Source organism: Bradyrhizobium sp. B117 (assembly GCF_038969555.1).
Lineage (GTDB): Bacteria > Pseudomonadota > Alphaproteobacteria > Rhizobiales > Xanthobacteraceae > Bradyrhizobium.
The window spans coordinates 2,595,496-2,616,561 of record NZ_CP152414.1 but is presented as its reverse complement, the minus strand read 5'-3'; the positions used below and the strand labels follow the sequence as shown (position 1 = coordinate 2,616,561).

21 protein-coding genes are annotated in these 21,066 nt (G+C 64.8%); 4 read left to right on the top strand and 17 right to left on the bottom strand.

Features of this window, described 5'->3' with window-relative positions:
* Positions 1–11 precede the first annotated feature (11 nt).
* From AAFG16_RS12685 to AAFG16_RS12655, 7 genes are read right to left on the bottom strand one after another with little or no spacing between them, the layout of a single operon-like run.
* Complete coding sequence (locus tag AAFG16_RS12685; RefSeq protein WP_342739356.1) at positions 12–299, bottom strand: MSMEG_0570 family nitrogen starvation response protein; 288 nt, start codon at positions 297–299, stop codon at positions 12–14.
* The gene (locus AAFG16_RS12680) at positions 292–1,458 is read right to left on the bottom strand and encodes an MSMEG_0565 family glycosyltransferase (RefSeq protein WP_342739355.1); all 1,167 of its coding nucleotides are present in this window, start codon (positions 1,456–1,458) and stop codon (positions 292–294) included. The genes AAFG16_RS12685 and AAFG16_RS12680 overlap by 8 nt, the downstream gene beginning before the upstream one ends.
* Positions 1,455–2,450, bottom strand: coding sequence for a sll0787 family AIR synthase-like protein (locus AAFG16_RS12675; RefSeq protein ID WP_342739354.1), 996 nt, complete (start codon positions 2,448–2,450; stop codon positions 1,455–1,457). Before AAFG16_RS12675 ends, AAFG16_RS12680 begins: the two co-directional genes overlap by 4 nt.
* 2 nt (positions 2,451–2,452) lie before the next feature.
* Positions 2,453–3,001 carry an MSMEG_0567/Sll0786 family nitrogen starvation N-acetyltransferase gene (locus AAFG16_RS12670; protein WP_342739353.1) on the bottom strand — a complete coding sequence of 183 codons (549 nt, stop codon included), beginning with the start codon at positions 2,999–3,001 and terminating at the stop codon, positions 2,453–2,455.
* Entirely contained in the window at positions 2,998–4,116 is a 1,119-nt protein-coding gene (locus AAFG16_RS12665; RefSeq protein WP_342739352.1) for an MSMEG_0568 family radical SAM protein, read from the bottom strand. Before AAFG16_RS12665 ends, AAFG16_RS12670 begins: the two co-directional genes overlap by 4 nt.
* The gene (locus tag AAFG16_RS12660) at positions 4,043–5,098 is read right to left on the bottom strand and encodes a Nit6803 family nitrilase (RefSeq protein WP_342739351.1); all 1,056 of its coding nucleotides are present in this window, start codon (positions 5,096–5,098) and stop codon (positions 4,043–4,045) included. The genes AAFG16_RS12665 and AAFG16_RS12660 overlap by 74 nt, the downstream gene beginning before the upstream one ends.
* A 33-nt stretch (positions 5,099–5,131) precedes the next feature.
* Positions 5,132–5,614: an MSMEG_0572/Sll0783 family nitrogen starvation response protein gene (locus tag AAFG16_RS12655; RefSeq protein ID WP_027526573.1), complete on the bottom strand. Its 483-nt coding sequence runs from the start codon at positions 5,612–5,614 to the stop codon at positions 5,132–5,134.
* Positions 5,615–5,946: 332 nt separating this feature from the next.
* On the opposite strand from AAFG16_RS12655, the gene AAFG16_RS12650 reads away from it, so the two are divergent.
* The 3 genes from AAFG16_RS12650 (at position 5,947) to AAFG16_RS12640 (ending at position 9,256) form a co-directional block, all read left to right on the top strand.
* Entirely contained in the window at positions 5,947–7,335 is a 1,389-nt protein-coding gene (locus tag AAFG16_RS12650) for a PLP-dependent aminotransferase family protein (RefSeq protein ID WP_342739350.1), read from the top strand.
* Positions 7,336–7,498: 163 nt separating this feature from the next.
* A complete protein-coding gene (locus tag AAFG16_RS12645) occupies positions 7,499–8,809 on the top strand; it encodes an ABC transporter substrate-binding protein (protein WP_342739349.1) in 1,311 nt (436 codons plus the stop codon).
* 267 nt (positions 8,810–9,076) lie between these two features.
* Entirely contained in the window at positions 9,077–9,256 is a 180-nt protein-coding gene (locus tag AAFG16_RS12640) for a hypothetical protein (protein WP_283084854.1), read from the top strand.
* A 450-nt stretch (positions 9,257–9,706) separates the two neighbouring features.
* Here the strand turns inward: AAFG16_RS12640 and AAFG16_RS12635 are convergent, their stop codons facing one another.
* The 9 genes from AAFG16_RS12635 to AAFG16_RS12595 all read right to left on the bottom strand — a co-directional run bounded on the left by AAFG16_RS12635 (position 9,707) and on the right by AAFG16_RS12595 (position 18,758).
* Positions 9,707–10,876 (bottom strand): Gfo/Idh/MocA family oxidoreductase, encoded by a 1,170-nt coding sequence (locus AAFG16_RS12635; protein ID WP_342739348.1) that lies wholly within the window; start codon positions 10,874–10,876, stop codon positions 9,707–9,709.
* A gap of 44 nt (positions 10,877–10,920) precedes the next feature.
* Entirely contained in the window at positions 10,921–11,229 is a 309-nt protein-coding gene (locus tag AAFG16_RS12630) for a septal ring lytic transglycosylase RlpA family protein (RefSeq protein WP_342739347.1), read from the bottom strand.
* 104 nt (positions 11,230–11,333) lie between these two features.
* On the bottom strand, positions 11,334–12,179 hold the full coding sequence (locus AAFG16_RS12625; RefSeq protein WP_342739346.1) for a CmcJ/NvfI family oxidoreductase: 846 nt from the start codon (positions 12,177–12,179) through the stop codon (positions 11,334–11,336).
* A gap of 461 nt (positions 12,180–12,640) precedes the next feature.
* Positions 12,641–13,579 carry an ABC transporter substrate-binding protein gene (locus tag AAFG16_RS12620; RefSeq protein ID WP_342739345.1) on the bottom strand — a complete coding sequence of 313 codons (939 nt, stop codon included), beginning with the start codon at positions 13,577–13,579 and terminating at the stop codon, positions 12,641–12,643.
* Positions 13,576–14,670 carry an LLM class flavin-dependent oxidoreductase gene (locus AAFG16_RS12615; protein WP_342739344.1) on the bottom strand — a complete coding sequence of 365 codons (1,095 nt, stop codon included), beginning with the start codon at positions 14,668–14,670 and terminating at the stop codon, positions 13,576–13,578. The genes AAFG16_RS12620 and AAFG16_RS12615 overlap by 4 nt, the downstream gene beginning before the upstream one ends.
* A gap of 24 nt (positions 14,671–14,694) precedes the next feature.
* On the bottom strand, positions 14,695–15,867 hold the full coding sequence (locus AAFG16_RS12610; RefSeq protein ID WP_342739343.1) for an acyl-CoA dehydrogenase family protein: 1,173 nt from the start codon (positions 15,865–15,867) through the stop codon (positions 14,695–14,697).
* Entirely contained in the window at positions 15,861–16,661 is an 801-nt protein-coding gene (locus tag AAFG16_RS12605; RefSeq protein ID WP_342739342.1) for an ABC transporter ATP-binding protein, read from the bottom strand. Before AAFG16_RS12605 ends, AAFG16_RS12610 begins: the two co-directional genes overlap by 7 nt.
* Positions 16,655–17,677, bottom strand: a complete 1,023-nt coding sequence (locus AAFG16_RS12600) for an ABC transporter permease subunit (protein WP_342739341.1) — start codon at positions 17,675–17,677, stop codon at positions 16,655–16,657. The genes AAFG16_RS12605 and AAFG16_RS12600 overlap by 7 nt, the downstream gene beginning before the upstream one ends.
* Positions 17,655–18,758, bottom strand: coding sequence for an ABC transporter substrate-binding protein (locus tag AAFG16_RS12595; RefSeq protein ID WP_342740900.1), 1,104 nt, complete (start codon positions 18,756–18,758; stop codon positions 17,655–17,657). The genes AAFG16_RS12600 and AAFG16_RS12595 overlap by 23 nt, the downstream gene beginning before the upstream one ends.
* 475 nt (positions 18,759–19,233) lie before the next feature.
* On the opposite strand from AAFG16_RS12595, the gene AAFG16_RS12590 reads away from it, so the two are divergent.
* A complete protein-coding gene (locus tag AAFG16_RS12590; protein ID WP_342739340.1) occupies positions 19,234–20,214 on the top strand; it encodes an ABC transporter substrate-binding protein in 981 nt (326 codons plus the stop codon).
* 114 nt (positions 20,215–20,328) lie between these two features.
* On the opposite strand, the gene AAFG16_RS12585 is transcribed toward AAFG16_RS12590, so the two are convergent.
* On the bottom strand, positions 20,329–20,742 hold the full coding sequence (locus tag AAFG16_RS12585) for a hypothetical protein (protein ID WP_342739339.1): 414 nt from the start codon (positions 20,740–20,742) through the stop codon (positions 20,329–20,331).
* Between the last annotated feature and the right edge of the window lie 324 nt (positions 20,743–21,066).

Genomic DNA, 21,066 nt, shown 5'->3' with positions numbered 1-21,066 from the left:
ATCAGCTCCTGCTATTCTTCAAACGAGACGATAGTGACGGAAGCGCCAGGCGTGGCCTCGAACCGCACGGCTGTCGCCTCGATCCGCGCGAGTTGCCCGAGCGCACGCGAGCAGAGAAAGCCGTACTTCTCCCGGACCCGCTCGGCCGCAATCGTCAGGGCAACGCGGCTGCGCTCGCGAAAGTCGTCGAGCGTGTAGGTCGTGCCGGCGACGAAATGATCCTTGATGACCAGCGAGGGCGAATAGCAGACCTCGATCCGCTCATCGGGCCAGCGCACGTGGAAGCGCATCTCAGGCATAATGCACCTCGCGCATATCCTGATAGGTCGCCATGTGTGCCATGGCGGTGCGACTCCAGTCATGATGCCGGGCGACTCTCGCGCCATTCGCGATCAGGCGTGAGCGCAGGGGCTCGGCGAGGGCGCTGAGGGTGGCATCCGCGATCGAGCCTGCGTGATGCGGATCGCACCAGGCAGCATCGTCCGGGCCGAGATATTCCGTGAACGGTGCGGTATGCGAGACCACGGCCGGCACGCCGCTTGCCATCGCTTCGAGCACGGCCAGGCCAAAGCCTTCGCGCAGGGACGGGAACAACAAGACATCCGCGAGGCGAAAGAGCGATGGCATGTCGGCATCGATCAGCGGCCCCGTCTCGATCACCGCACCAACAGGCAGTCCCGCATCGCGCAGCCGTGACTCGAACTGCTGCCGATAGACACCATGGTCCAGCAGCGAAGCCCCGCCGGCGATGACGAGCTGCGCGGATCGATGTACGGCGTGCACCTGCCGGAACGCCTCGAGAATGCCGAGCGTATTCTTGCGCTGCTCGACGCCGCCGATCGACAGCAGGATCGGGCCTGCGCGGAGGCCGAGCCGGGCGCGCAGGAGCCGATCACTGGGTGACGAGACAGGCGAATATCGCCCCGTGTCGACGCCATTGCCGACCAATATTGCAGAGCGGGACATCTCCGCCTTCAAGTGCTCCTGCCAGAACCGGCTGACGACGAACAGGCTGTCAGCGCGGACGATCGAGCGACGGTCGAGTTCGCGGAGCCGTTCGTCCTTGAATGCATCGATGTGATGAACGGTGCGGACATAGCGTTGGATCAGGCCGCGCTGCTTCAGCATCGCGAGCGCATTGCCGGAGATGCCGTCCTGGGCATGGAAGACGTCGTACTGCCGATTGGCCACATCCCCGAAATGCCGGACATAGTCGGCGATGCGCGTTTCGACCATCGCAACGACGTCGCCCGAGACGGGCGATGCAGGCACGGAGCGCGTCGCCGCGACGCTGCGGCGGAAGAAGCCTTTGCCTGGTGGGTCGGGCGCGTGCACGACCGGCCGATGTCCCAGATGTGCCAGGGCGTCCGCAAGCGCGAGCGCGTGCACCACGCCGCCTCGCGGATTTGTCGAGTGCGTGAGGATCGCAATGCGAAGCCTTGACGAGCCTCCGCTCATGCCACGCTCCGCTGCCGATAGCCCTGCCCTGGCGCACATCCGATCAGGGGCTGCGCCGCGAAGTCCCAGACCGTTGCGCGACCGGAAGCGGCGCGAATGTCGACGCTCGTCCCCGCGCTGACGTCTCCGACCGCGGCTGCCGCAATGCCGCGCCGCTGGAAGCGCGACAGGATCTCGTCGACATCTTCGGACTTCGCCGAGAGGAGATAGCCGAAGCTCGGGAACGTCAGGAGCCAGCGTTCGAGCGGCGCGCCGGCAGGAATCGGAACCGCCTCGACGTCCAGTGTGATGGCGACCTGCGAGCATTCGGCCAGCATCGCCGCGGTTCCGACGATGCCGCCCTGGCTGATGTCCTTGGCTGCGCGTGCGAGCCCCGCCTCGGCGATCGACGGCAGGATCTCCAGATCGCCGCGCAGCCGCTCCGCGGGTGCGTCGGTCGCAGCCTCCCAGTTCGCGAACGGCTCGCGGTAGCGGCCGCGCAGATCGATCGCCGCAACGAGCTTGTCGCCGGGCCTCGCGTCGAAGCTCGTGAGAAGCCGCCTCGCGCGACCCAGGATCGCGACGGCAAACTGGCTCTGGTTGCTGCGCACATTGGTGTGGCCGCCGATGACGGGCACACCAAAAGTCTTCGCGGCAGCTTTCAATCCTTCGAGAATGGGCGCGGCCTTATCCGCGCCATCGGACCAGATCGCATTGACGATGGCCGTCGGCCGTCCGCCCATTGCCGCGACGTCCGAGATGTTGACCATGGCGCCGCACCAACCCGCAAACCAGGGGTCGGCGGCGACGAATTCGTTCATGAAGCCTTCGATGGCGAACAGGGTATAGCCGTCGCCCTCCGGGATCGCCGCGCAATCGTCCCCCACCGGGATGGCATCGCCGCTCGAGAGGTCGAGCGCGGCCGCAACACCCGCAATGTCGGCCTTGGCGGCGATGCCGCGGCTTTTGCGGAACGTCTCGGCAAGGCTTGCGAGTGCGGCGTCCGTCAGCATGATCAGGCCGCCAGCTTTGCGAGTGACAGGAAGCCGGTTTCGGGCGTCCGGAACGGCGGGTAGTGGTCGAGATCGGCCTCCATGCGATGGTGCGGCCGGCCATGGAGCTCGAATTCGCCGAGCGAGCGCCAATGCATGTGCTGGAACAGAAGCGCGTTCTGACTTTGCACATTGGCAAGAAAGCGCCGGCAACCGCGCGCATGGGCAGAGGAGACCGCGAGCCGGATCAGGCCGGCGCCAACCGCGCTGAGCCGGCGATAGCCTTTTTCGACGGCAAGGCGGGAGCCCCACCACACATCCGTCTCGTGGTCATCGGGGTGAATGCGCACGGTGCCGACGACTTCATCCTCGGCGACGCCGAGCAGCGACACGGCCACGAGCGGGATGGCGAAATCGTCGACCGCGTCGCGATCATCACCCGCAAACACGCCCTGCTCCTCGCAGAACACCTTGCGACGCAAGGCTGCGGCGGCACCACGCTCCCAGGCTTCGGTCGCGAATTTCACCTGGAACTCCGGCGCGACGAACGGCTTGAATGGCTCAAAGATCATGCACGTGCTCCGCGCTCGTAAGTGGACAGGGCCGAGCAGGCGCCGCATTTGCCGCAGCCTGCCTTGATATCGGTGGCGCGCAGGCCGCCGGCGCGCAGCATCTCGGCGAGCGGACGCAGGATGTCGTGCATGAACCCTGGAGACGGCGTCGGATGGCTCTCCAGCGGCGTGCCGGCGATCGGCACGAACGGCACGACGAAGGGATAGACGCCGATATCGATGAGCCGGCGCGACAGCGCGAGAATCTCGGAAGGCTCGTCGCCAAGGCCAGCCAGAATATAGGTCGAGACCTGACCGCGGCCGAAGACCGGCACGGCCGCGGCGAATGCTTCCATGTATTGCTCGACCTGGACCTGCGCCTTGCCCGGCATGATCCTTTGCCGCACGGCGGGCCCGATGACCTCCAGGTGCATGCCGAGCGCGTCGACCCCTGAACTCTTCATGCGCTGAAACCAGGCGAAATCGTCCGGCGGTTCGCATTGCGCCTGGATAGGCAAATCGACGGCGGCCTTGATGCCCTGCGCGCTCTCCGCAAGGATGCCGGCGCCGCGATCGGACGTGTGCGGCGTGCCCGTGGTCATCACCATGTGCCTGACACCGTCGAGCTCGACGGCCGCCTTGGCCACTTCGGCGAGTTGTGCCGGCGTCTTGCGCTCGACCGTACGCCCGGCTGCGAGCGACTGGCCGATGGCGCAGAACTGGCAGGTCTTGGTGCGGCTCTGGTAGCGAATGCAGGTCTGGAGCACGGTGGTGGCGAGAACGTCGCGCCCGTGCAGGGTCGCGATCTTCCAATAGGGGACGCCGTCCTCGGTGGTGCGGTCGTAGAATTTGGGTCGCAACGGAAACGAGACGTCCGCGAGCACCACGCCGTCGCGCGAGATGCGGCTTCGCCCGGCCTCGTCGGGACGCTCGACGAGATAAGGGCTCTCGAAAGCCGGCGCGTTGTGGACCGGAATCATCACGGTCGCGCCGTCGATCGTGAACGCCGTGTGATCCGAGGGCCCGGCGCCGCCGCGGCGGCTCGTTCCGCCGGTCTTGGGATCAGCGAGCCGGACTCCGAAGGACTGCAACTCGTTGATCAGCTGCTCGGTCGGGATCGCCTTGGGTTGCGGCATCTGCGGTCTCATCTGATTGGTCTCCCGGAATGGACATGAGGCGGTTCGGGTGAAAGCCGTGCATCGGACGCGCGGGTCGGTCGTTCAGCACCAGCGAAAGCAGCTCCGGCCGGGCGTAGTGGCCGACAGAATCCATCATCCGCTTACGTTTGGTGATCAGAGCGAGATCGAGATCGGCGACAAGGATGCCCTCGCCGCTGGTCAGCGGCGGCACCAGATGGTTGCCTTCCGGTGAGACGATCGCTGTCATGCAGCCGCCGCGCAGGCCCTTGCGCAGGCCTTCCTCCGGCGAGATTTTCGCGATCTGCTCCTCGGTCAGCCAGCCGGTGGCATTGACGACGAAGCATCCGCTTTCCAGCGCATGATGCCGGATCGTCACCTCGATCTGGTCGGCAAAGACCTGTCCGACCAGCGAACCCGGAAACTGGGCCGCATGGATTTCCTCGTGCTGGGCCATCAGCGCGTAGCGGGCGAGCGGGTTGTAATGCTCCCAGCACGCCAGCGCGCCGACACGACCGACCGCGGTCTCGACCACCTTCAGGCCGGCGCCATCGCCCTGCCCCCAGATCATGCGCTCGTGAAAGGTCGGCGTGATCTTGCGCCGCTTCAGGACGAGCGCGCCGTTCGCGTCGAACACGAGCTGGGTGTTGTAAAGCGAGCCGTGATCGCGCTCGTTGACGCCGAGCACCACCACCATGCCGTGGCGCTTCGCCGCCTGCGCAATGGCGTCTGTGACGGGACCCGGCACGACGACGGCGTTGTCGTAGAGCTGGATGTGCTCGGCGCCGCTGAGGACCGGCGGACGGACAAAGGAGAAATACGGATACCAGGGAACGAACGTCTCCGGAAAAACGGCGAACTGGACTCCCTTGCCCGCCGCCTCCGCGATGGCCGCCAGGATCCGGTCGACCGTTCCGGTCGGCGTATCCAGATCCGGCGCGATCTGAATCGCGCCAGCCCTGATCGTGCGTTTCGCTGTCACTGCATTCTCCCTCGTCCGTCGCGCGAGCCGAAGTCAGACGGTCCAGGTGTGGATCATGAACGCGTCGTCCCTGCGGTGAAGCAGGATGAGGTCGAGCACATCGAGCGGATTGATCGGCCGGATACCCGGAATGAGTGAAGGTTCGCCATGGCCGTAAAGCGCCTGCAGCGCGAACCGGCAGGCATAGACCTTGCCGCCCTCGTCCATGAATTTTGCGAGCTGGTTGTTGAAGTTCTGCGCGCCGGGGAAGGCTTCGTCGCCGATCTTCGGGAAGCCGCGCTGAATGCCGAGCGTGACACCGGGACCGTAGAGCAGAACCGACGTCTCAAAGCCCTTCCGCTTCAGGCGCAGCGCCTGGAGAATATTGACGAGGCCGATGGAGCCTTCGAACGCGACGGTGTGGAAGGTGACCAGCGCCTTCTCACCCGGCTTTGCTTTGACGTCCTCGAAAACCTTCTCTTCATAGTCGACAAGAAAGTCGCCCTTCTGACGCGCGGGCATGTTCACTGCTGGCATAGACACCTCCTGTTCACGTCCGGGCCTCCCGGATCGAGATCAGGTTTTGCAATCAATGTGCCAAGCGACCTTCTGCACGACAAATCATCAAACCATTCAATTTACATTCAATTATGCATTCAATGTTGAATGGAGACCTGACTGGATTTGGCTATGCTTGCGCTGTGCTCGAAAAATAGTGCCTGAAAAATGCTGGGCAGCGCGCCTGATCGGTGTGCAAAGCGCTCAGACGGAACGCCTCCGCAGGCAGTCCAAAATACGCGATGCAATTGCCTCGACGCTTGCAACAATATACAGTCAATTATGCTGACGTAACTGACCGGAACTGAACTATGGCCGACTGGCGACCCGATCTCTCGAGCAGCGACAAGCCGCGCTATCTCGCCATCGCAGACGCAATTGCCGATGATATCGCCGCCGGACGGCTTGTGATCGGCGACCGCCTGCCGCCGCAGCGGAAACTGGCCAAGCGTCTCGATGTCGATTTCACCACCGTCGCGCGCGGTTATGTCGAGGCCCAGAAGCGCGGGCTCATTGAATCGAAGGTTGGACAGGGAACCTTCGTTCGCGACAAGCCGCGGCTGCGGCGCTCTGCGACAAACTTTCCGCCTCGCCCCGTCGACCTGTCGATGAACCTGCCTCCGGAGCCTGATGATCCCGAGTTGATCGAGCGCATGCAGGCAGGCGTCGAGCATGTGATGCGCGACATTGTCCCGCTGCTGCGCTACCAGGGCTTTGGCGGCACGCAGGCCGACAAGGATGCCGCGTCGAGCTGGCTCGGCCGCCGTGCGCTGGTGCCGGCGCAGAGCCGCATTTTCGTCTCGCCGGGGGCACATCCGGCGCTGCTCGGCATTCTCTCGATCCTTGCGAAGGCGGGCGAGGTGGTGCTGTGCGAGGCCATCACCTATCCCGGGATCAGGTCCATCGCCGCGCAGCTCGGCATCACGCTCGTCGGCTTGCCGATGGATGACGATGGCATTGAGCCGCAGGCGCTGACCGATGCCTGCAAGAAGCTGAAGCCCAAGGCCATCTACCTCAATCCGACGCTGCAGAATCCGACGACCCTGACGATTCCGGACTCGCGACGGCGCGAGATCGTCGCGATTGCACGACGCTTCAAGCTGCCGATCATCGAGGACGACGCCTACGGCTTCATTCCCGAGCACGGCCACGGCCACGCGCCCTTCGCCGCGATCGCGCCCGATCTGACCTGGCACGTTGCGGGACTGGCAAAATGCATCGGAGCAGGCTTGCGCACCGCCTATGTCGTCGTGCCCGATACGCGCTCGGCCTGGCCGTTTGCCTCGGCGCTCCGGTCCGCGACCGTGATGGCATCGCCCCTTACCGTGGCGATCGCGACCCGCTGGATCGAAGACGGCACCGCGGACACGATGTTGCGGTTCATCCGCGCCGAGACCTCGGCGCGGCAGAAGCTCGCGGCCGAAATCCTGCCCAAGGGGTCCTACCGGGGCGATCCCCTCAGCTTCAACCTGTGGGTCGCGCTGCCCACGCCCTGGAGGCGCTCGGCTTTCGTGGAGCATATGCGGCAGACCGGCGTCGGCGTCGTCGCAAGTGACGCCTTTGTCGTGACTGATCCGCCCCCCGAGGCCGTCAGAGTATGCATCTGCGGCCCTTCCACGCGAGCGCAGATTAGATCTGCGCTCGAGTATGCCGCTCACGCGCTGGTCGAAACTCCGGCCTTGGCATCGCCGTTTCTCTGATCCGTCAGGCGTACGATGATGCAGTGCCGGCTCGCGCCATCCGCGCCGCGCGGCCGACTGCGAATTGTCTGGTGCGCTGCATGTTGACTTTCACACGCACCCTCCAAATACTTCGCAAAAAACAACAAGACCGATCAACAGACGGGTTTTGAGGGAGGATAGGATGCCGACTTCACGCAGACAGCTGCTGAAGAGCTCGGCGGCTGCCGCCGCCGCACTCAGCCTCGATTGGACCAGGGCCCAGGCGCAAGCCGAGAATTTGCGCATCGGGCTGATCTACGACCTCACCGGCCCCTTCGCCGCCGGCGGCTCGGTCGCCTCGTCGATCGGCGCACAGATCGCGATCGACCTCGTCAACGAGAAAGGCGGTGTCGGCGGCAAGTACAAGATTGCTCCGGTCGCCGCGGATTCCCAGAGCAAACCCGACGTTGCCATCAACGAGGCCGAACGCCTGATCAATCAGGAGAAGATCGACATCCTCAACGGCGTCTATGCGAGCTCGCATGCGGTGCCACTCGCGGCCAAGGTCGAGCAGCAGAAGAAGATCCTCTGGATCACGACCGCGGTCTCGACCGCCGTGTTCAAGGACAAGAACCTGCAATACGTGTTTCGCGCGCAGATCCATTCGGACCAATACGGACAGGCCTTCGCCGCCTTCCTCGCCGAACACGCGCAAGGCAAGCTCGGCATGGACCCAAAGGAGGTCAAGGTCGCGCTGATCCACGAAGACGGTCCCTATGGCGTCGGCGTCGCCGCCGCGGACGAAGCCTATGCCAAGCAGGCCGGCATCCAGGTGGTGCTGCGCGAGGGCTACTCGGCCTCCGCGCCCGATCTCTCGGTGCTGGTCACCAAGATCAAGCGCGCCAAGGCCGACGTGATCTCGCATGCGGGTTACAATCCCGACATCACCCTGTTCCTGCGCCAGGCGCGCGAGAGCGGATTGCGCTTCAAGATGCTGTTCGGCGCCGGCGCCGGCTACAGCCAGCTCGACAAGCTGCGCGCCACTTTTGGCGCCGACATCGACAATTTCTGCAACATCGATCCGGTGCCGGCACAGCTGCTCGATCCGGCCAAGCTCGCGCCAGGTATCGGCGATCTGACCAACGCGATGGTCACGCGCTACAAGGCCAAGACCGGCGCCACCGAGGTGCCGCCGCACTGCTCGATGGGCTTCAACCAGACCTGGGTGCTGCTCAACAACGTGCTGCCCGTCGCCAAGGAGAAATACGGCAGCTTCGAGCCGGAAGCGATCCGCAAGGCCGCGCTCGACGTCGACATTCCCGCCGGCGGCACCATCCAGGGCTATGGCGTCAAGTTCTTCCCGCCGGGCACGCCGCTCTCCGGACAGAACGAGCGCTCGACGCCGGTCGTGATGCAGAACGCCGGCGAGCACATCTCGGTGGTGTGGCCGACCAACATCCGCACGCAGGATCCGGTGTTCCCGCTGCCGAAGGGCTCGACCTACGGGGCGTGAGGCGGTGGGGCCTCTCCCTTTGTGGTGAATAACTCGCCAGATCGGCGAAGTGCTGAGAGGTTCTCGTCACGCGCGAACTTCCCGCGGATTAACTTGCGGCGACGGCCCTTCATCCGGTGTTGCCCCCTCATCTCGTTTCACGCTGCTTTCACGCCTTAATTCGATTTAAGGCCGAGGATCATCACGCGCAGGACCGGCTCGCATTACGGCCGTCCAGCCGGAATCAGAAAATTTCTCAGGTCGTGAAATCCAGCGATGGGGGTGAAGATGCCCGCCATACTCGAATTGCTCTACAGGGAATTCTGCCGCGCCCGCCTGGCGGAAATGCGCAAACAGCTTCTGCTCACCGGCAAGCGTGATGAACTCGTTCTGCCGGACGAAGACTTCGCCGATCCGGATGCCGAAATGGACGCGCAGCACGACGAGTTGAACCGCACCAGAAAATAGCCGCCTCTCCCCGCGTCAGCGGCCTTTGAGAAAGGCCGCATTTGTTCAGGAGGCAACATTGAACACACCCGAGTTCTATACTGCATCGATTGCCTGTCTCTCGTGCATGACCATCGCGATCATGATCGCGGTCGGGGCCTGGTAGATGGCGACACCGGTCGCCTTTCCCCTCTCCCCTTGTGGGAGAGGGTGGCATAGGCGGCCTTTGGCCGCCGTTTCCTAAGAACGCCGATGCTTTGCATCGGCTATGGCGATAGCGGCGAGACGGGTGAGGGGTCTCTCTCCGCGCGTGAACCTGTTGCAGCGAACTCGCGGAGAGAGACCCCTCATCCGGCGCCATAGCCTCGGCGTTCTCAAGAACGGCCGCCATAGGCGGCCTATGCCACCTTCTCCCACAAGGGGAGAAGGGTTTGCAGCGAGCCCGCGGCTCGTTCAGCGGACCCACCGCCCCTACAGCACCACCCGCCGCCCCTCTTCCGCGGCCCAATAGCCGGCGTAGTTCACCTTGATCGTCTCATAGGCCAGCGCGAGATCCGACAGCGGCTGCCGGCCGCTCGCGGCGCATTCCATGAAATCCTGGATCTCCTGCAAATAGCCGCGCGTCCATTCCTCCTCCAGGCAGACATATTGCCAGCCGGTTTTGCGGTCGACCTTCTCGGTAATGTAGACCGAGGCGAGCTTCTCTTCGCTGGTCTGGTAGCTCATCAGATGGGTGTTCGGCGTGATGTTGGCGAACAGCGAGCCGCCGGAGGTATAAGTCTCGATCAAATTGCGCACGCCGCCCATGATCATGTCGCCGGAAAACACGGTGGCCTTGGTGCCGTCGGAGAAAGTCGCGGTGAGCGTGCCCCAATCCTCGACATCGACGGGATTGGCCTTGATATAGGTGCGCTCCTCCGGCTTCAGGACGGCCGTGACGTTGCCGACATCGCAAGTCACGCTGGCGACATGGATGCTCTCGCCGCGCGCTTTGGCTTCGACCTGCTTCAGATAGAGCACGGCCGAGAGCGGGTGGCAGCCCATGCGGATCAGCGAGCCGCCGCCGGTCATCGCCCATTGCGCCGCATGCGCGGCATGCGAGCCGGAATGGCTCTCCTCGCCCTTCATGAACAGGATCTTGTCCTTGGTCGCCTTGATGATCTCCGCGATCTTGGTCACCGCGGGTGCATAGATCCAATCCTCGGCATACATGAAGAGCTTGCCGGTGCGCTCGATCGCCGCGCGTGTCGCGTCCATCTCCTCCAGCACGCGCTCATACATCAGCGCCTTCGGCACGTGCCTGCCGATCGGCTGCTTGTCCCCCTCGCGGCCGAAATAGCCCGCGAACGGCTTTTCGCAGATCACGTGCTTGCCGGCCTGCATGCTGGCGACGATCATCTCGGCATGCAGATTGGGTGGAGTGCAGATGTCGATGACATCGAGCTCGCGGTCCGCGATCAATTCGGCAAAGCTGCGATAAACGCGCGGAATATTGTGATGCTGGGCGAATTCGACAACTTTGTCGCCGCGCGCGGCCACCGCCGCGACCTCCACATCGACGCCATAGACGCGCCGGAACGCATACATATGCAGCTCCGACACGAAGCCGCAGCCGACGAGCCCAACCCTGATTTTGGCCATAGCGCCCCTCACCCTTTGGGCGACACTATAGCGCGCTTACCTGGCTATTCCACCGAGACCCGCACCACGCCGGCGCTCATCATGCCGAGCGCGCGGGCGGCCGGCACCGAGAGATCGACGATACGGCCGCGGATGAAGGGGCCGCGATCGTTGACGCGGCACTCGATCGTGCGTCCGCTGTAGGACACCTTGAGCACGCTGCCGAACGGCCGCGTACGGTGGGCGCAGGTCAATTCGCCCCGGCCGGCTTTCGCATAGCTGTAATAGGAGGCCAGTCCACTTTCGGCCTGTGCAACTGAAATAACGGCGAGAAATGAGGTCAAACAAAGCAAAAATGTCGTTTGCGCTTGCACGGCACCGCTCCCGGTTTGCCCTGCCCGGCGCTGCAAACGTCGCGTTGTTCCCTTAAGTTCCCAAAACACTGCCGCGCGATGCGCGGCAGTGCCATCACACATTGTTACGATTTGTGAAAAACCAGCGTTCGCACCTCGATGCTCTCGCGCGGTGCCGCATCCGGCGGCGTGGTCGGGTCGACGAACGCGGTGTGCGGCCCGAAGCGCGTGCGGCCGTCGGTTGCGGAATCATAGCATTTGAGCAACAGCGCCTCGTCCGCCGTCATCTCGGGGAAATAGAACCAACGATGGTTCGGATTGTACTTCACCGAATAGGTCTCACCGCGGCGGTTGGGATAGATCAGGTCGGAGGCAACGAGATCATCAGGCGCCACCGTGGTGCCGTCGGCCATTGCGATAGGTGAATCGCGCAAGGGTCCGCGGATCGGCCGCCACAGATTGATCACCTGCACGCGGCCCTTCAGCAGCTCCTCGGCCTCATCTGGCAGATGCTCGCGCACGCGGTTGGCGCCGGAGACGGCGGTCTGGTCGACATGGACGCGCGTCGCCGGCTGGCGCGGCCCGCCGCCGCGAATGTCAGCGGCGCCGTCGACGCGCTTGCGCACGGTGTGATCGAAGATCACGACGCGATCCGCCTTCAGCGTCGCGCGCAGGAAGGCCTCGACGGCGGGATAGTAGACGGTGCGGATTTCCTCGTCGTCGTAAAAGTCCTTCACCTGCGTCGGATGGCGCACCAGCGCAAAGCCCTCGCGGTCGAGCGAGAAGTTCTCGGCAATCAGCCGTGCATCGAAGATCGGCACCTGATGCGGCTCCGGCAGCGACGTGCTCTTGGGCTCGCCGGGCGGCGGATCGAAGGCATAGGTGCGCGGCTTGCCTGATGTTGGCGCGAGATAGTTGAGCTCGGCAGTGACGAAGGGAAGCGATTCGATTTTTGTTTCTTGCAGGCCCATGGCCGGTCTCCCGATGTGGTCGTCGGATTGATTTTTGACGGCGCTCGGCGTGGTGCAAGGGAGGCGGTGCAAATAGCAATGGGGCTGTTGTCGCTAGCCGAGAAGGCAGCAGGATTTTTCGAGGAAGGCAATTGCGCTGGAACGTGCTCCTTTCTCACGAGGCCTTGAAATGCCTGTGAGAGAGCTTCTTCCTTCTCCCCTTGTGGGAGAAGGTGGCGCGAAGCGCCGGATGAGGGGTATCTATCCGCGACCGCAGTCTCGTAGGGTGGGCAAAGCGAAGCGTGCCCACGGCTTCTGTCATCGAGGAGAGATGGTGGGCACGGCGCAAGTGCGTCTTTCCCACCCTACGCTTCCGGACTCACGGAGAGAGACCCCTCACCCGTCTCGCCGCTATCGCGGCGAGCCACCCTCTCCCACAAGGGGAGAGGGAAGGTACCGCGTTCAGGAACATGAAATTGCGCTTACAGCCCCGCCCTCACGATCGCATCCGCAAACGAGCGGTCCACGATCTCGCCTGCATCCAGCTTCTGCTTGATCAGGCCCCAGCGGAAGTAGAGGTCGATCGTGCTCTGCTCGTCCGCGACCACGCCGTCGTCGATCGGCGCGATCCGGATCTTTGCGCGCGAGAGCCAGTTCTGCGGAACGGCGGTCGGGATATTCATCAGTCTGCCCCAGGTCGCGGCATAGCCGTCGATATTGTTCAGCGACCACGCGCGCGCCGCGGTCAGGCGCCGGACGAAATCCGTGAGCTCCGCGCGCTTGTCGTGAATGGCGTCCAGCCGCGCGACCTGGAAGCTGAGGCCCGGTGTCAGGCCCTCGGAGGTGATGATGCGGCGCGATTTGAACAGCACCTCCTCCTGGCTCACATAGGGCTCCCAGGTCGACCAGGCATCGACCGAGCCTTGCATATAGGCGATCTTGGCGTCGGAGGGGGCGAGGAACGCGATCTGCACGTCGCTTGCGCTCCAGCCGTTCTTCTCGAGCGCGGCAAGGATGAGCTGATGGCCGATCGAGCCGCGGCCGGTCGCAATCTTCTTGCCCCGCAGGTCGGCCAAGCTCCTGATCGGCGAGTTCTCGGGCACGAGGATCGCTAGCCCCTCGCGCGTCTGGCGGATCGCCGCGATCGCCTTGACCGGCGCACCGGAGGCTGCAGCGAAGGTGAAGGGCGCATCGCCAACGAGCCCGGTCTCGATCGCGCCGGCGCTGAGCGCCTCCAGCAGCGGGGCCGCCGCGGGAAATTCCTTCCACTCGATCTTGTACGGCACGTCCTTGAGCACGCCGGCCGCTTCCATCACGGCCTGCGAATTGCCCTTTTGGTCGCCGACACGAAGCGTCGTTTGCGCGCCGGCGAGATCAGCGCCCGCAAACGCGAGGGCTGCAGCGACAATGAACCGGATCATTCTGCCGCGATCCCCCGCTGCTGGTCGCGTGCAGCGATCAACTTGCGCGTCAGCGGGATCAGCTCGCGGCCGTAGTCGATGGCATCCGGAAGCGGATCGAAGCCGCGGATCAGGAAATGGCTGACGCCGAGATCGTAGTAATCGGCGAAGACCTCGGCGACCTGTTCGGGCGTGCCGACCAGCGCCGTGGTGTTGCTGTTGGCGCCGGTGAGCTTTGCGATCTCGGTCCACAGCCGCTTGTCGATGCGCGCGCCCTGGTCGGCGAGCGCCAACAGCCGCTTGGCGCCGTCAGTGGCGTGGTTCGGCCTGCGGTAGCCGGTCTGGTCCTGGAGCGCGGTGGCACGTTCCAGGATCTCCTCCGCCTTCTTCCAGGCGGCCTCCTCGGTGTCGGCGAGGATCGGCCGCACCGACAGGCTGAAGCGCGGCGTCGGCCGCCCGTACCTGACGGCTGCATTATGAACGCGTGCAGTGACGTCGCGCACCTGCGCGTATGACTCGCCCCACAGCGCGAATGTATCGGCATGCTTGCCGGCGACCTCGATCGCGGCATCCGAGCCGCCGCCGACGAAGGTGTAGATGCCGCCCTTCTGAACCGGCTTCACCTGAGAGAAGCCATTCTCGACGTTGTAATATTTGCCACTGTAGTTGAAAGGCTTCTCGCTGGTCCATTCCAGCCGCACCACGTCGAGGAACTCGCTGGTGCGGACGTAGCGCGCGTCCTTGTCGTCGAGCGTGTTGCCGTCCTGGCGGAGCTCGATGGCGTTGCCGCCGGTGATGACATGCAGCGACACGCGGCCGTCATAGAGCTGGTCCAGCGTGGCGAGCTGGCGCGCCAAGAGTGTCGGCGCGGTGAAGCCCGGGCGCTGCGCGATCATCACCTTGAGCTTCTTCGTGATGGTCAGCACATGCTGGGCGACCTGTAGCGCGTCTGGCGTCGTCGAATGGAACGCCAGCAGGGCGCGGTCGAAGCCGGCGAGCTCATGCGCCTTCGCCACCGTCTCGATATAGGCGGGATCGAGCACCGGACCCTGGCGCACGATGGTCTCGGAAGCATTGCTGTTGGCGATAAAGCCGATGAACTCGACGGACATCAGTGAAACTCCATTTGGGATTGATCAGATGCCCAGCGCGGCGCGCCCGGCGGAGATTTTCGTCAAGTCGTCCTGGGGCGTGTGGACCCGGCCGCAGAGCACGTCGCGGTAATGCCGCTCCAGCGGATTTTTGCGCGACAGGCCGTGATTGCTGGTCAGCGACAGAGCGTCCTCCACTGCGGCCACGGCGTTATTGGTCACCGTCAGCTTGACGATGTTGGACTCGATCGCGCTGAGCTGCAAGCCATCGTCGAAATCGGACGCAAAACTGTCGATCAAACGTGCGTTGACCGCGAGCTTCGCCTCGATGCCGCCGAGGATTTCCTGGGCGCGCGGCAGGCTCGCCAGCGGCGCGCCGAGATTGGCCGGCACCCGCGTCTTCAGGAAGCTGATCAGCCAGTCGCGCGCCGCTCGCGCGATGCCGTCATAGATCGCCGCGACGAAAATGGTGTGCACGGTTGCCTGCGCGACGTCGGGCGCGCGCCAGTCGGCGGGCTTTCGGACATCGACCTCGGCATCGAGCGGGATCACCACGTCGTCGAAGATGACGTCGTGGCTGCCGCTGGCGCGCAGGCCGTGATGATCCCAGGTCTCGATGATGCGCGTGCCCGGAAGGCCCGCCGGCACCAGGAACTGGCCGACGCGCGGCTCGGCCTCGTCGGTCCGCGCCCAGACCAGGTACCATTTCAGGATCGGCGATCCCGTCGAGTAGACCTTGTGACCGGACAGGCGCCAGCCGGTCTCAGTGCGCCGTGCGATGGTCGCCGGCAGGCCGCCGCGCGCGGGTGAGCCGAGCTCCGGCTCGACGCGCAGCGCGTTGATGAGTGCAAGGCCCTCGACACTCTCGCGCGCGAGCTTGCGCGACAGCCGCGCCGGCCAGGTCGGGCTCCGCGCCATCACGAGATGGTTGATGTAATGCATCGACAGCACCAGCGCCGTCGACGCATCGGCCTTGCCGATGATGCCGAGGATTTTCGCAGCGGATCGCGCGCCCACGCCGCCGCCGCCATGGGCCGCCGGCACCGTCAGCGACAGCAGCCCCGCCTCGGACAGCTCGCGAAAATTCTCGAACGGAAAGCTGCCGGAGCGGTCGTGCTCGGCCGCACGCGCGGCAAAACCTTCGCGCAGCGCTTCGGCACGTTGGATGAAGTCGGGCTCGCTATTCGGCGAGCGGCCCTTGGCTGCAGTTGTCACCATGTGGCGTCCAGCCCCAGCAGGCTAAGGATCTGGCGGCGCAGATCGGCCAGGTACGGATCGCCGCGATGGCGCGGATAGGGCCGGTCGACACGGATGTCGGCCTTCACGCGCGCGGGCCGCTCGCTGAACACGATGACGCGGTTGGCGAGCACCAGCGCTTCCTCGGCATCGTGCGTAACGAGGAGCGTAGTAAAGCCCTTGCGCTGCCAGAGCGAGACCAGCTCGGCCTGCATCGTGATGCGGGTCAGCGAGTCCAGTTTGCCGAGCGGCTCGTCGAGGATGAGGATCTTGGGATCATTGACCAGCGCCCGCGCCAACGCGACGCGCTGCGCCATGCCGCCGGAGAGCTGATGCGGATAGGCATTGCGAAACGAGGCCAAGCCAACGAGATCGAGCGCATCGTCGACGCGCTGCCGCTGGCTCTTCAAAATGCCCTGGGCCTCGAGGCCCAGGGCGACGTTGTCCCAGACCGACCGCCAGGGAAACAGGGTCGGGTCCTGGAACACGACCACGCGCGAGGGATGCGGCCGGGTGATGCGGGCCTCGTCCTCGCGCAATGTCCCCGCCTTGGGCTTGTCGAGGCCGGCGACGAGCCGCAGCAAGGTCGACTTGCCGCAGCCGGAGGGCCCGAGCAGCGCGACGAACTCGCCCGGCTCGACCGCGATGCTGACGTCGCTGAGAACAGGCAGCTCGGCACCATCGATGTCGAAGGCGTGGCTGACCTGCTCGATGTCGAGCGCGGCGCCGGCGGCGGGCTGGGTGATCGCCTCGGCCAATGCAGCTGCGGCTACCATTTCACGGTCCCCTTCTGCCAGACCAGCAGGCGGTCGCGGATCGCAAACAGCAGCGTGATCGCGCCGGAGCAGAGCAGCGACATCACGATCAGCGCCGCATACATGTTGGCGTAGGCGGCCCAGCCCTGCGCCCATTGCAGGTACCAGCCGAGGCCGGCCTTGACGCCGATCATCTCGGCGACGACCAGCACCGCGAAGGACGAGCCGAGCCCCATGAACAGGCCGACGAAGACGTGCGGCAGCGCAGCGGGGATCGCGACCTTCAGCACCAGGAAGGACGGCTTTGCGCCCAGCGTGCGCGCGACATCGTAATAGGCGTTGCTGACGCTCGCGACGCCCGACCAGGTCAACACGGTCACCGGAAATCCGGTCGCCAGCGCGATCAGGAAGGTCGAGGCACTCCAGCTCGATGGGAACGTGAAGAACGCGATCGGCAGCCAGGCGGTCGCCGGCAGCGGGCCGATGAAGCGCAGCACCGGATGCACCCAATAGCCGACCGCGCGCGACCAGCCGATCGAGACGCCGGTGAGAAAGCCGACCGTCGCGCCGATGAGATAACCGCCGAGCTGAAGCCTGACCGAGGCGAACACGCTGTCGAGCAGTTTTGGCAGATCGTCGGTATAGACCTCGATGATCGATTGCGGCGGCGGGAAGAACGGCAACGGCAGCCAGGCGAATTTTGCGGTGGCGAGCTCCCACAAGGTCAGGAACGCGCCGAGCGCGACGAGCCAGGGCGCGCGCTTGTGCAGCGCCCTTCCCGCCGATCCCAGATAATCGGCGCCGACGGTGCCGAACAGCGCGACCGCCGCGATGACGAAGGCGGCGATGCCGAGCGAATGCGTGCGCGACCAGTCGCCGACATCCGCCCACCACAGGCAGGAGAGACCAAAGGCGATCCAGGCGAGGCTGGCGAGAACGCCGACGCCGGAGTCCCGCAACCAGGTCGCCAGCAGCGGCGCGCGCGAGACACGCGGCGCGCCGGAGGCAAGGCCGTCAGACAGCGAATACGTCGACATAGATGCGCTCCGCGAATTTGGCCGTGTCGGTGCTCTGCTTGAACACCTGCACGCTCTTGAGATCGTCGGCATAGGCCTTGAGCTCGCGCTTCAGGATGTCGCCGACGGGATGATGGTGGTGGGTGTGGTAGCGCACCATGCCCTCGATATCGGCGAGCGTCGCCGCCTTCGGCGCATAGGGCTGGAACGATTTTGCCGCCACGACCGGATTCTGCGCGGTGAACATCGCGGCATCGAGCAGCGCCTGTGTGATCGCGCGCGCGACCTGCGGCTCCTCGCGCACGAGGCTGCCGCGCAGGCCGACGATGCAGCAGCTCTTGTCGCGATATTCGCCGTCGAGATTGGAGGCGACCTCCTTGTACTGGCTGTCCTTGAGCCAGAGATAGGCGAGCGGATCGGACGATAGGAACGCCTGCACCTCGCCCTTCTCCACGGCGACGTTGAGCAAATTGCCGGGATAGGCGCGCCAATCGACGTCCTTGTTGGGATCGATGCCGAGCTTTGCCAGCTGGATGGAGAAGAAGTTCTTGTCGGGACCGCCGAGATCGCCGACGGCAACGATCTTGCCCTTGAGATCGGCGAGTTTTGCGACCCCTGAATCGGCGCGTGTCAAAACGCGCATGCAGCCGCCATGGGTGCCGGCGGCGATCTTGACGTCAAAGCCCTGCTCCAGCGGCTTCAGCCAGCGCAGCGCCATGCCGAGGCCGGCGTCGCTTTTTCCCGTCGCGATCGCCTCGAGCAGCTGGTCGGTCGAGCCGGAATAGTTGACGAGCTCGACGTCGAGGTTCTGCTTCTGGAAGAAGCCGTGCTCGATCGCGACGGGCAATGGCGCAAGGCACACCGCGCCGGCATTCCACGACAGCTTCAGCTTGCGCGGCGCACCGGTCAGTGCGGGCGCATCAGATGCGGTCCGGCACAGCGGAAGCTCCGAGAAGTCGACGCCAGGCGCGATGGCGCGCGGCGCAAAGGCCTGTGCTGCCCCGAAGGCGCCGAGCGGCGCGGCGAAGGCCGCGGCCAATCCCGCCTGGAGCAGATGGCGGCGATCGAGCCCCGAACCGCCGCGCTTGTTGTCGTTCTCCATCAGTCCCCACTCCTGCGCTGGCACGGCTCCGCCATGCGCGCAACGGTTCGCGTTGCGCATGTTCCGTCCGGAGCTGCGTTGAGAGAAATTTGTTCCGTCGGCGCTTGCGCGCCGCGTTGATGCGATGCGCAAATCATGCGGCGCACGCGCGGCATCGTCAATGAAATGGAATTTCGAATGTGACGCGAAGCGAAGTCATTCTCTCCACCGGCGCGCGTAGCCGCGATGAAACGATTTCCGCTGCTGCATCGGTTGGCAGAGCGCGACGCGGCCGCTCGCCTGCTTCATTCCCGCGCACCTTGACGCCGCACGCACGACACGTTCTCGAAAGCTGCGCTGCGCAGAAACGTCCTTGCCTGATGCGGCTGCAATACGGTTGGCCATTTCATTGACTGCGTATCGCGCGATCATAGACTTGATCGTCTCGCTGCATCGTTCGCTCACGCGTCGTGAGCAAAGCAACAAGACAGGCCACATGAGCATCAACTCCGACGATCATTCCATCACCCGCCGGCTCGCCGCATCGCTGCTTGCCGCCGCCATCACGCTATCGACCGCCGCGGCTGCATTCGCTGCTGACACGGTGGTGCTGCGCGTCGGCGACCAGAAGGGCGGCAACCGCTCGCTGCTCGACATCTCCGGCTATGCCAAGGACCTGCCCTACAAGATCGAATGGTCGGAATTTCCGGCGGCTGCTCCCATCCTGGAAGCGCTCAACGCCGGCGCGCTCGACGTCGGCTACACCGGCGACCTCTCGTTCCTGTCGGTTTACGCGGCCGGCGCGCCGATCAAGGCGATCGGCGGCACGCGTTCGGATGCGAAGACGCAAGCGATCCTGGTGCGCCAGGATTCGCCGATCAAATCGGCGGCCGACCTCAAAGGCAAGCGCCTCGCCGGCACGCGCGGCGGCTGGGGCCAGTTCCTGATCGACGCGACCTTGGAGAAGGCGCAGATCAAGCTGGAGGATGCGACCTTCGCCCCGCTCGGCCCGGTCGACGCCAAGATCGCCCTTGTCGCAGGCTCGATCGATGCCTGGGCGGTGTGGGAGCCCTATGTCTCGTTCGCGACCTTGAAGGACAAGGCCCGCGTGATCGCCGACGGCGAAGGCCTAACGCCGACCATCACCTTCATCGTCGCCTCCGACAGCGCCATCGCCACCAAGCGCGCCGCGGTGCAGGATTTCGTGCAGCGCCTGAACAAGGCGCGGCTATGGTCGCTCGACCATCTCGCCGAATATGCCAAGAACACCGCCGAGCTGACCAGGCTGCCGGAGGACGTGCTGCTGTCCGCCTACACCGCACAGCGCACCAGCCCGATCGTGATCGACGAGAACGTGGTGAAGGAAATCCAGCAAGCGTCCGACCGCTCGACGCGTTACGGCATCCTGCCGAAGACGCTCGACGTCAGCAAAGCCGTCGACCGCAGCTTCACCGCTGCGGCGGCGGGATCGAACTAGGCGGAAGCGGCGGGATGCGCGCACCTCGCCTCAGGGCCGGCCCGCTGCATCTCGCCGCGATCGTGCTCATGCATTTCGCCTGCATGAGCCTGATCGTGTGGCTGTCGCTCTGACTCACCAATATCCGTAGGACCGGTAGTAGCCGTAGCGATAGCCGTAATACGGGCGGTAGGGCCGATAGTATCTGGGGTAAGCGTAGGCCGGTCCATATCCATAATAGGCGGGCGCATAACCGTAGCCGTAGCCCGGATAGCCGTAGCCGCCGTAGTACGGACCGCCACCATAATAGCCATAGCCGTAAGGCGCCGTGCTGGCGGCGATGGCGCCGCCGATGATCGCGCCAGCCGCGAAACCGCCGAGGCCCCAGCCCCAGCCGCCGCGCCAATACACCTGCGTGACGTCATCGCCGGCCGCGGCCTTCATGGTCGCGACATTGGTCGGCATCGGCGCCGCATTGGCCTGACCGATTTGGCCCGCCATGACCGCGCCCGCCAGCGAACAGGCAATTGCCGTTTTCCAGATCCTCATCGTCGTGCTCCCTGTCTGACGTTTGCTTGGAAATGGGATCGCGCCGGCATGATCGGGCATCCTTGCGCCAAATCAAAGCCTGTTCTCAAAGCCTGTTTCTCAAAGCCTGGATTTTGCGTGCGGCGCACAAGACGCGGCCGACCGGGCGCGCTATGCCGCGTCCAGCCTCGCACCGATGTGACACCGGGACGACGACGCGACGGGCCCGGCCCCCGCGGCAAAGCATTAAGCTTCCCGTGTGTTCGCAACCAACAACCACCTTCCCGATTTACTATTCGTGCCGTTACTATCGGTTCCAATGCGCGCGGCGGGGAAGCCTTTCGC

Excerpts from the sequence above, each read along its gene's own strand:
- AAFG16_RS12685 (WP_342739356.1), bottom strand. The coding sequence starts at position 299 with ATGCCTGAGATGCGCTTCCACGTGCGCTGGCCCGATGAGCGGATCGAG.
- AAFG16_RS12680 (WP_342739355.1), bottom strand. The coding sequence starts at position 1,458 with ATGAGCGGAGGCTCGTCAAGGCTTCGCATTGCGATCCTCACGCACTCG.
- AAFG16_RS12675 (WP_342739354.1), bottom strand. The coding sequence starts at position 2,450 with ATGCTGACGGACGCCGCACTCGCAAGCCTTGCCGAGACGTTCCGCAAA.
- AAFG16_RS12670 (WP_342739353.1), bottom strand. The coding sequence starts at position 3,001 with ATGATCTTTGAGCCATTCAAGCCGTTCGTCGCGCCGGAGTTCCAGGTG.
- AAFG16_RS12665 (WP_342739352.1), bottom strand. The coding sequence starts at position 4,116 with ATGCCGCAACCCAAGGCGATCCCGACCGAGCAGCTGATCAACGAGTTG.
- AAFG16_RS12655 (WP_027526573.1), bottom strand. The coding sequence starts at position 5,614 with ATGCCAGCAGTGAACATGCCCGCGCGTCAGAAGGGCGACTTTCTTGTC.
- AAFG16_RS12650 (WP_342739350.1), top strand. The coding sequence starts at position 5,947 with ATGGCCGACTGGCGACCCGATCTCTCGAGCAGCGACAAGCCGCGCTAT.
- AAFG16_RS12645 (WP_342739349.1), top strand. The coding sequence starts at position 7,499 with ATGCCGACTTCACGCAGACAGCTGCTGAAGAGCTCGGCGGCTGCCGCC.
- AAFG16_RS12640 (WP_283084854.1), top strand. The coding sequence starts at position 9,077 with ATGCCCGCCATACTCGAATTGCTCTACAGGGAATTCTGCCGCGCCCGC.
- AAFG16_RS12635 (WP_342739348.1), bottom strand. The coding sequence starts at position 10,876 with ATGGCCAAAATCAGGGTTGGGCTCGTCGGCTGCGGCTTCGTGTCGGAG.
- AAFG16_RS12625 (WP_342739346.1), bottom strand. The coding sequence starts at position 12,179 with ATGGGCCTGCAAGAAACAAAAATCGAATCGCTTCCCTTCGTCACTGCC.
- AAFG16_RS12620 (WP_342739345.1), bottom strand. The coding sequence starts at position 13,579 with ATGATCCGGTTCATTGTCGCTGCAGCCCTCGCGTTTGCGGGCGCTGAT.
- AAFG16_RS12615 (WP_342739344.1), bottom strand. The coding sequence starts at position 14,670 with ATGTCCGTCGAGTTCATCGGCTTTATCGCCAACAGCAATGCTTCCGAG.
- AAFG16_RS12610 (WP_342739343.1), bottom strand. The coding sequence starts at position 15,867 with ATGGTGACAACTGCAGCCAAGGGCCGCTCGCCGAATAGCGAGCCCGAC.
- AAFG16_RS12605 (WP_342739342.1), bottom strand. The coding sequence starts at position 16,661 with ATGGTAGCCGCAGCTGCATTGGCCGAGGCGATCACCCAGCCCGCCGCC.
- AAFG16_RS12600 (WP_342739341.1), bottom strand. The coding sequence starts at position 17,677 with ATGTCGACGTATTCGCTGTCTGACGGCCTTGCCTCCGGCGCGCCGCGT.
- AAFG16_RS12595 (WP_342740900.1), bottom strand. The coding sequence starts at position 18,758 with ATGGAGAACGACAACAAGCGCGGCGGTTCGGGGCTCGATCGCCGCCAT.
- AAFG16_RS12590 (WP_342739340.1), top strand. The coding sequence starts at position 19,234 with ATGAGCATCAACTCCGACGATCATTCCATCACCCGCCGGCTCGCCGCA.
- AAFG16_RS12585 (WP_342739339.1), bottom strand. The coding sequence starts at position 20,742 with ATGAGGATCTGGAAAACGGCAATTGCCTGTTCGCTGGCGGGCGCGGTC.